At 61.6% G+C, this 9,072-nt stretch carries 6 protein-coding genes, 2 pseudogenes and 1 other annotated feature; all 8 genes and pseudogenes read right to left on the reverse strand.

What is annotated here, in order from left to right; translation table 11 throughout:
* Positions 1–429 (reverse strand): annotated as a pseudogene (locus Q0349_RS14060) (aminotransferase class I/II-fold pyridoxal phosphate-dependent enzyme); the annotation flags it as partial.
* Positions 430–438: 9 nt separating this feature from the next.
* Positions 439–1,266: pseudogene (locus Q0349_RS04160) on the reverse strand (aminotransferase class I/II-fold pyridoxal phosphate-dependent enzyme); the annotation flags it as partial.
* Positions 1,263–2,543, reverse strand: coding sequence for a histidinol dehydrogenase (hisD, locus tag Q0349_RS04165; protein WP_298079619.1), 1,281 nt, complete (start codon positions 2,541–2,543; stop codon positions 1,263–1,265). The pseudogene Q0349_RS04160 and the gene hisD, both read right to left, overlap by 4 nt.
* Before the next feature lie 10 nt (positions 2,544–2,553).
* A complete protein-coding gene (hisG, locus tag Q0349_RS04170; RefSeq protein WP_298079620.1) occupies positions 2,554–3,456 on the reverse strand; it encodes an ATP phosphoribosyltransferase in 903 nt (300 codons plus the stop codon).
* A 25-nt stretch (positions 3,457–3,481) separates the two neighbouring features.
* Positions 3,482–3,615: a sequence feature (His leader region), on the reverse strand.
* Between the two features lie 94 nt (positions 3,616–3,709).
* Positions 3,710–4,150 (reverse strand): ATP-binding protein, encoded by a 441-nt coding sequence (locus tag Q0349_RS04175; RefSeq protein ID WP_298079621.1) that lies wholly within the window; start codon positions 4,148–4,150, stop codon positions 3,710–3,712.
* Positions 4,151–4,167: 17 nt separating this feature from the next.
* Positions 4,168–5,367, reverse strand: a complete 1,200-nt coding sequence (locus Q0349_RS04180) for a GIY-YIG nuclease family protein (protein ID WP_298079622.1) — start codon at positions 5,365–5,367, stop codon at positions 4,168–4,170.
* Positions 5,360–7,414, reverse strand: coding sequence for a DEAD/DEAH box helicase (locus Q0349_RS04185; RefSeq protein WP_298079623.1), 2,055 nt, complete (start codon positions 7,412–7,414; stop codon positions 5,360–5,362). The genes Q0349_RS04180 and Q0349_RS04185 overlap by 8 nt, the downstream gene beginning before the upstream one ends.
* Positions 7,415–7,554: 140 nt before the next feature.
* Positions 7,555–9,072, reverse strand: a 1,518-nt coding sequence (locus Q0349_RS04190; RefSeq protein WP_298079624.1) for an ATP-binding protein, incomplete at its 5' end; no start/stop codon positions are given.

Genomic DNA, 9,072 nt, shown 5'->3' on the forward strand with positions numbered 1-9,072 from the left:
GGCGACGACGGCGCCGCGCCGGCGCGCCCAGGCCACGATGCGGGCGAGCTGGGAGGTGCTCAGGACGTGGCCGTCGGGGTTGCCGGGGCTGTTGAGCCACACGAGGGCGACGGGGGCGTCGTCGGGCAGCTCCCAGGTGGCGGGGTCGGCGTCGGTGTCGACGGGGACGGGGGTGGCGCCGGCGATGCGGGCGCCGACGTCGTAGGTGGGGTAGGCGGCGCGCGGGTGGAGGACGAGGTCGCCCGGGCGCACCCCGAGCTGGAGGGGCAGGAGGGCGACGGACTCCTTGGAGCCGATGGTGGGGATGACGGCGTCCTCGCCCAGGCCGCTCACGCCGCGGCGCCGCCTCATCCAGTCGATAATGGCGGCGCGCAGTGTGTGGGTGCCGACGGCGGCCGGGTAGCCGGGGGCGTCGGAGGCGGCGGCGAGGGCGTCGCGGGCGGCAACGGTTTCGGCGACGCGCGCCTGCATTTGTGCGATGCCCGCCGGGCTGAGTGCCTGCGCGGCGATGTCGGCGACCGGGGTCGGGACGGGGTAGGGGGCGATGGTTTTGTGCAGGCAGGCGATGAGGTCGGGGTTGGCGACGACGAAGCCGCAGCGGATGCCCGCCAGCGCGTGCGCCTTGGAGAGGGTGCGGATGATGGCAAGGTTCGGGTAGCGCGCCAGTTCGGGGGCGAGGCTGTCGGCGGGGCTGTATTCGCTGTAGGCTTCGTCGATGACGGTGATGGCACGGTCGCGGGTGATGCCGAGCAGCGTGTGCAGGTCGTTGCGCTTGAGGCGGGTACCGGTGGGGTTGTTGGGGTTGCAGACGTAAACGAGGCTGGTGCGCGGGTAGCGGAACAGGGCGGCGCTGATGCCTTCCAGGTCGAGCTGGAAGCCGGCGGTTTGTGGTACGGCGATGGCGTTCACGCCGTGGGTGGCGGCGCTGACGGCGTACATACCGTAGGTGGGCGGGTTGTAGAGGATGCTGCCCGTGCCGGGCTCGCTGAAGGTGCGGATGAGCAGTTCGATGCCTTCGTCGCCGCCGCGGGTGATGAGCAGGTTTTCCGGGGCGACGCCGAGGTAGCGCGCGCAGGCGTCGAGGACGGCGGCGGGTTGTGGTTCGGGGTAGCGGTTGAGCGGGCTGTTGCCGGGGGTGATGGCGGGCGCGCTGTGGTGTTCGTTGGCGTTGAGCCAGATGTGGCCGCGGCCGCCGATGCGGCGGGCGGACTGGTAGGGGGTGAGGCCGCGCAGGTTGGCGCGCAGCAGGTCTTCGGGCAGGCTCATGGTTGTTCTCCGAGGCGGATGGTGATGGCGTTTTTGTGCGCGTCGAGCTGTTCGGCGGCAGCGAGGGCGGCGACGGCGGGGGCGAGGGCGGCAAAGCCCGCCGGGCTCAGCTCCTGCACGGTCATGCGTTTTTGGTAGTCGGCGAGGCCGAGGCTGGAGGTGGTGCGCGCGTAGCCGTAGGTGGGCAGGACGTGGTTGGTGCCGCTGGCGTAGTCGCCGACGCTTTCCGGCGAGTATGCGCCGAGGAAAATGGAGCCGGCGTGGGCAATCTGCGGCAACAGCGCGCGCGGCGCGGCGGTGTGGATGATGAGGTGTTCCGGCGCGTAGGCGTTGCTGATGGCAACCGCCTGGTCGAGGTCGGCGGCGTGGATGCTGCGGCTGTGCGCGAGTGCTTTGGCAGCCGTGTCGGCGCGCGGCAGGGCGGCCAGTTGTCGCGCCAGTTCGCTTTCTGCTGCGGCGATGAGCGCGGCACTGTCGCTAACGAGGATGACTTGTGAGTCGGCGCCGTGTTCGGCCTGCGAGAGGAGGTCGGCGGCGACCCAGGCGGGGTTGGCGGTCTCATCAGCAATCACCAGCACTTCGGACGGCCCGGCGGGCATATCGATGGCGGTGCCGTGCTGCTGCACCTGCCGCTTGGCTTCGGTGACGTAGGCGTTGCCGGGGCCGAAGATTTTATCGACGGCGGCGATGCTTGTTGTGCCGTGGGCGAGGGCGATGATGGCCTGCGCGCCGCCTACCGGGTGAATGGTGTCGATGCCGCAGAGGGCGGCGGCGCTGAGGATTTCATCGGCGACCGGCGGCGGGGTACAGAGCGCGATGTGGCGGCAACCGGCGAGGCGGGCGGGCACGGCGAGCATCAGCACGGTGGAAAACAGCGGCGCGCTGCCGCCGGGAATGTAGAGGCCAACGCGCTCAATCGGGCGGGTGATGACCTGGCAGCGCACGCCGGGGCGGGTTTCGAGGTCGATGAGCGGCGGCTGTTGCGCGCGGTGGAAGGTTTCGATGTTGTCTTTGGCGAGGCGCATTGCCGCTTGCAGGGTGGCGGGGACGCGCGCCGCGGCGGCATCGCGGGCGGCGGGGGTGATGGTGAGCGCGTCAGGTGTTACCCCGTCAAATTGCGCGGTGAAGCGGCGCAGGGCGGCGTCGCCATCGGCAAGCACGGCGGCATAAATGGCGGCGACGGCATCGCGGATGGCCGCGCTTTGCTGTTGTGCCGGGCGGGTGAGGACGCGGCGGCGTTCGGCGGCGTCGAGGGTGTTCCAGTTACAGGATTGCATGGGGTTCTCCTTAGGCAAGCATCTTTTCAATCGGCAGGACGAGAATGGCGCTGGCACCCGCCGCCTTGAGCTGCTCCATTGTCTCCCAGAACAGGTTTTCCTGGCTGACCATGTGCAGCGCGACGTGGCGGGTATCGTGGGTGAGCGGCAGAATGGTCGGGTGCTCCACGCCGGGCAAGAGCGCGACGATGGCCTCAATCTTGTCCTTCGGCGCGTGCAGCATGATGTACTTGGACTCGCGCGCCTGCGATACCCCCTGAATGCGGGTCAGCAGCCGCTCCGCCAGCGCTTCCTGCGCCGCATCGAGCGGGGCGGCGCGCTGGATGAGCACCGCTTTCGAGCGGTAAATCACCTCCGCCTCGCGCAGGCCGTTCGCCTCCAGCGTCGCCCCGGACGAAACCAAATCACAAATCGCATCGGCCAGCCCGGCGCGTGGCGCCACCTCTACCGAGCCGTTGAGCAGACAGCTCCGGTAATCCACACCGCGCTCATTCATAAAACGGCGCAGCAAATGCGGGTACGACGTGGCAATACGCCGCCCGCGCAACGAGGCAACGCCGCGGTACATCACATCGCGCGGCAGGGCGAGCGACAGACGGCAACCGCCAAAATCGAAACGGCGCAGCAGCGCATAATCCGCCGCCTCGCCTTCCGCGCGCCGCGCCAACGCCGCCTCCTCCAGCACGTTTTCGCCGAGGATGCCCCAGTCCACCACGCCGTCAAAGACGAGGCCGGGGATGTCGTCATCGCGCACGCGCAGGATGTCGATGGGCAAATTCTCCGCACAGGCGAGCAGACGGTCGGGCTGCAGATTGAGGCGCACCCCGCATTGTTTGAGCAAATCATGCGATTCCGCGCTGAGGCGCCCCGATTTCTGCAGGGCGATGCGCAGCCGTTTTGAGGATAGAGACATAAAAATTTCCTTGAAATGAAGACGAAAAAAAAACCTTTCGGAAGCGGACTTCCGAAAGGTTTTGGAATACATCGCTGCCTGCGCGCCTTCGGAAGTCTTGCATTTCTTCCGAATAGCACCAGCACCCGAAAGAATCAGCCGGGGTGGTGATGATGCAGGGCAGAGAGGACAAAAATCATGGGGTTATTCCGGTGGGATGAAGGAGCGGCGAAGGTAACAGAAAAATGACGGTGGGGCAAGGACGGCGCCGCATTCAGTCAAAATCCGCCAGCTCCAGTTGCAGCCCGTCAATGTCGCCCGTCTCAAAATGGCGGACGATGGCGGCTTGCTCGGCGCGATCGACCCAGTTGCGCAGGTCGCGGCCGCTTTGTCCGTCGCTGCGCGCGGCGAGGCTGGCGCAGCCCGCGTCCAAATCAAAGGCGAGCGGTTTGGAGGCGAGCAGCACGCGCAGGATGGCGGCGCGTGCCGCCTCGTCCGGCAGGCCGATTTCGATGCGGCGGTTAAAGCGGGAGAGGACGGCACTGTCCAGGTCGTCCACGCGGTTGGTCGCCGCCAGCACGAAGACATCGCCGCTTTGGCGCTTGATGCCGTCCAGCTCTTGCAGCAACTGGCCGACGATTTCCTTGGTGAAGGTGTCGTCTGCGCCGTGGACGCCGGCGATGGCAAGGGCAAGAAGAAGCAGGATTTTGTTCATGGTTTTTCGAGGGGTGGTCAGTCCGTCATTTCCAGGCGGACAGTTTGCGGGTCATAGCGGTAACGGGTGATGCTGCCGTCCTGGATACGCTGCACCGCTTCGTCAATAACGGCAAGCGGGACGGCGAACCATTCTTTCGGCTGGACGGGATGACCAAAGCGGTCGGTAATGGTGATGTTCATTTGTGCCGGCGCAAAGAGTCTATGCAGCAGTTTTTCTAGTTTGACTCGGTTGATGTTGGCGAGCTGGTATTCGGCGACGATTTCCACCGGGGCGAGGAGGAAGGTCGCGTCGTTTTCGGCATTGGCGATGCGGGTTTCCACTTTGCCGCCGGTAACGCCGATTTTGTGCAGGGTTTGGCGCAGGGCGCGGATTTGCGGCTCTGTCGAGCGGCTGCGCAGGACGTAGATGGTGCCGCTTTCGATGTCGTCGGCCTCAAGCTGGCCGGCAAAGAGTTGCGCGCCGTCTTTGCACGCGGTGATGCGCCGCCCGCTCCCGTCCTTGTAGAGGGCGCGTTGCAGGGAGCGGCTGAGCATCGGGCTTTCGGTGCCGTTGTCGAAGATGACGCGCAGGCGGGCGTTGGGCGCGCCATTGCGGTCTTTGAAGGCTTCGCCTGCTTCGGCGATGTAGGCGATTTGTCCGCCGAGGATGAAGTAGTCGCCCGCTTCGATTTGCAGGCGCAGGCCGCCGGATTCTTTTTTGAATGGCCGCGCCTGGCGGATGCCTGCTTGCAGTTCTTCGCGTACGCTGGCAAATCGCGGTGCGTATTCGGCGAAGTTTTCGCAGGGCGTGCGGTTGGCGATGTATTCGGCAGTCTGGCGTTCTGTAGGCGGGCGGACGTGTTTGAGTGTGGTGAGGTCGTCGTCGGCGATGATGTCCTGTAATTGTGCCAGTAATTCGTCATCGCTCATCGTTGCCGGGTCTTCGGCGGCGGGCGCTGCATCCGCCAGCCAATGCTGTGTGTCGTATTCCGCCAATACGGCGCGGCATTGGGCGGATTGTTGCAGGGCGGCAAGGCGCACGGCGTAGATTCTTTCGAAGATGTCGCGCTCGGTATCAGCTTGCGGCAGGCGACCGTGTTCGGCATGGAAGCGCTGGATGTCTTCAAAGCCAGCGATGATGCGTTCTTCTTCGGCAGTCAATCCTTCTTTTTTTTCGGGACGACTGTAGTTTTCTTCGATGAATGCATCAAATTCGTCGTTGTCAATGTCAGTCATATTTGCCTGCCTTTTTGTATTCGGCGTATTTTTGTGCGCCTGCTGCAATGCGCTGTTCCCACGGGTCGGCAGATTGGGTGGTGGGCGGGCGACCGCGCTCTTTTTTGAAGAGGAAGGCGCGCATTGCCAGCTCTTTCGCTTCTTCCGGCTCGATGGTGATGCGCTTGGCGGTGATGATGGCGGCGATTTGTTGCAGGCGGCTTTCGTCAAGGGATTTGGCGAGGATGGCGTATGCCTCGGCAAAGGGGTTGATGCTGTCGATTAGATCTATTTTCAGCTCGCGCACGTCGGTAATGAATTTGCGCACGCCGTCAATCAGCGCGGTATTGGCTTTGGCTTCGTTGTCGTCGTCAGTTGCATTGGCAATGGCTTTGCCTTTTTGGGTGAGGGCAAAGGCGGCAATGGCCTGTTGGCGTACCGCCTCTTGGTCATGTTCGTCTAGATCCGGGTATTTGTCGCGGATGATTTTGCCGAGGCGGACGATGGTTAGGTCTTGCGGCATGATGTTGATGTCGTCAAACAGGCCGTGCTCAAGCGAGGTTTTGTCCTGCACAAAGGAGGCGACGATTTCGTGCAGGTCTTCGCGGCAGATGCGCTCGGCTTCTGGGGTTTTGGGCTCAACCAGCCCTTTAATTTCGACTAGGCATTGTCCGGTTTGCTCGTTAAAGCCGATGTTGCATCGTTCTGGCTGGTAGCCGTTTTCGCCGTAATCGAATCCTGCATCGGGTTTGTTGTCAACGTGTTTCGGGCGGAATTCGTAGCGCGGTGCCAGGACTTGTTCCATTAAAAGGCTGGCAGCGATGGCTTTCAGCGTGTCGTTGATGGCCTCGGTTACTGCTTCTTCGCTGGCATCGGGTTCGGCGACGAGGTTGGTAAAGCGGGCATGGGTTTTGCCCGGTGCGTCACGGGTGGCGCGGCCAATGATTTGGACAATTTCGGTCAGGCTGTTGCGGTAGCCGATGGTGAGCGCGTGTTCGCACCAAATCCAGTCAAAGCCTTCTTTTGCCATGCCAAGCGCGATGATGATGTCAACGTGGTCGCGGTTGTCTTTTTGTTTCGGGTCTTTCAGCGCCAGGGAAACGCGATCGCGCTTGTTCGGGTCGTCATTGACGAGATCGGCGACTCGCAGGATGCGACCGCTCTTGCTTTTGATGTGCTGGAAGCCGGTTTCGGGGTCAATGCCCTGCCATTCGCCCAGTTGTTCGAGGATATGCTCAACTTCGCGGATTTTGTCTTTGCTGCTTTCGCGGGAATTGACGTTCGGGATATGGACGATGGTTTTTTCTTCAGGATTCAGTACGGCAAGGATGTTGTCGGCATAGCTGCCGTTGTAGAAAAAATAGCCGAGGTCAATTTGTTTCAGGTATTGGTAATCGCGCAGTTGCTCGTAATAGGTGTAGGTCACGGGGAAGAAACGCGCTTCGTCCTGCGGGGCGAGGATGGCATCGGCATCGCCACGGAAATAGGAGCCGGTCATGGCGACGATATGGCATTTGTCGCGAGCGATGAAGGCACCGAGTTGTGCGCCAAGTTTGTTGTCGGGGTTGGCGGAGACGTGGTGGAATTCATCGACGGCAAGCAGGCAGCCATCGAAAGCCTCTACCCCGTATTGCTCAACGGCGAAGCGGAAGGTGGCATGGGTACAGATGAGGACACGGTCGTCGCTGTCGAGGAACGCCTTGACGGATTTGACCTTACCGCCATCTTCACCCGGCGCGTCGCAGAGGTTCCAGCGCGGCGCGACTTGCCAATCCGCCCAAAAGCCAAACTGGCTTAAAGGCGCATCGTGAAAGCTGGCACCGATGGTTTTTTCCGGGACAACGATGACGGCTTTTTTCAAGCCCTGATGGTGCAGCTTGTCGAGGGCGACGAACATCAGCGCACGGCTTTTGCCGGAAGCCGGCGGCGATTTGATGAGCAGATATTGCTCGCCGCGATAGTTATAGACGCGCGCCTGCATCGGGCGCATGCCGAGGGCATCGCTTTGCGCGCGCGGCTGGCTGCGGTCGAATCGGACGGATACGGTAGGAATAGCGGGGGTGGTCATGGATTACCTCAATTGAATGTTAAGGGGCAATAGAAAACGCATAAAAACCGCATAGGATTTATGTAATCGTATGTAAAAAAAGAAAATTGCTTTATGCGCATACGCATAGAAAACGCATAGAACCAGCATGAAAATTACGTTTAGTCTTGTTGGAGTGTGTAAAAAGCATGTCGTCTTTCACCATTTTTCTTTATTTTTCCCTCGGTTACTAATCTTTTTAATAGCGTATAGGCCTGGTCTTGGCTCAAATAACACAAATCCATCACATCCTTGCGCTCTATACGGCCATGATGTTGCAAGTGTGCTAGCACCATTTGTTCGTGTTGCAGGTGGCTGAAGCCCGCCTGCCTGGTGTAGGCAACGGACTTTCCTTCAGCGCGATAGAGTTCGGCGGAAAGCGTGTAACTACGGTCGCGTCCGCCGTATGCTCGCACCAAACCGCTTTCCAGCAGGCGTTCCAGCGTGCGCCGTGCCTGATGTTCATCGCGCTGGATGCGTGTTGCCAGAGTGGCAGCAGTCAGGCGCTTGTGTTCGCGCAGGGCAGCGAGGGCAATCAGGCTGTCAATGGGCAAAATGGCATCGTCTTTTTCTTGCATTACCACCAGCTGCAAAAAGGCTTTATCGGCGGGCAAAGTTGCCAATTGCACCACGACCTGATGTTCGTCCCTGCGCCGGTAATCCGGCATAGGGCGGCCGAAGCGCAGCAGACCGCGATAAATCTTGTCCACGCCGCGCCCGGAGCGCTCAACAATGCCGATACGCTTCATTGCATCGGCCAAGGCTGGATTGCGCGGACGCGGTTCAGTGGTCAGCAGGTTTTGCAGGGTAACGCCTTCGACCAGGCCACCCGGATTGCTGATAGTCAGCTCGTCATCGTTCAGGCGCACATAAACGGCGCGGAGGCTGTGGTAATCGCGATGAATCAGCGCATTGGCCAAAGCCTCGCGAAATGCGCCCATGTCCACTTTCGGAATCGGCACGCGGAACATATCAATCAGCATCTCGTCTTCCGGGTTATAGGGGCGGAAATTGGTTTCCAGCCATTCCATCGCCTTGAGCAGCGGAAAGCGATGGAATTCATTAAAACCTACCGCCTCGCGCGAGAGCACCTGAAACGCAAATTCATGCGTCGGTACTTTTTCGCGCAATGCGGTTTCGCGGCCGATAATCAGCAGACCAGCCAAAGTTGGCACACGCTCGCCTGCCTCATTGCGAGTGGTGAAGCCGAGTGCGCCGTCCATATCCTCATCGCTTAATTCCAGCAGTACACGGTCACCGCCATAACGCTGCACGCTTTGTCGCAGGCGTTCACGTTCCAGCGGGTCAAAATCCGCCAGCGTTGCCCCGGCAACCGGCTGTGCCGAGGCATCGGCCAGGCCGAAATGACTGGCGCGGCTGCTGCGCTCATGTGGCAAAAGCGGTACGCATTCGGGCGTGCCATCGTGTTTGAGGCGGCGGCGCAGGTAAACGCCTGCCGTGGTGGCCACATCGGTACGTGATTTCTTCACGCTTATCCGCGCAACGGTTACGCCGCCGTTTTCCACGGCGCAGGCATCTACCGTCAAAGGCGGAGAAGTGCGCGCCTGAACCAAAGCGGGCAGCCCCTGCAAATCAAGGTGTTTTTGGTGCAGCCCAGTGGGTGTGCCGTCGTCTTCAAC

The organism is uncultured Cardiobacterium sp. (genome assembly GCF_938028185.1).
Lineage (GTDB): Bacteria > Pseudomonadota > Gammaproteobacteria > Cardiobacteriales > Cardiobacteriaceae > Cardiobacterium.

Excerpts from the sequence above, each read along its gene's own strand:
- hisG (WP_298079620.1), bottom strand. The coding sequence starts at position 3,456 with ATGTCTCTATCCTCAAAACGGCTGCGCATCGCCCTGCAGAAATCGGGG.
- Q0349_RS04175 (WP_298079621.1), bottom strand. The coding sequence starts at position 4,150 with ATGAACAAAATCCTGCTTCTTCTTGCCCTTGCCATCGCCGGCGTCCAC.
- Q0349_RS04180 (WP_298079622.1), bottom strand. The coding sequence starts at position 5,367 with ATGACTGACATTGACAACGACGAATTTGATGCATTCATCGAAGAAAAC.
- hisD (WP_298079619.1), bottom strand. The coding sequence starts at position 2,543 with ATGCAATCCTGTAACTGGAACACCCTCGACGCCGCCGAACGCCGCCGC.
- Q0349_RS04185 (WP_298079623.1), bottom strand. The coding sequence starts at position 7,414 with ATGACCACCCCCGCTATTCCTACCGTATCCGTCCGATTCGACCGCAGC.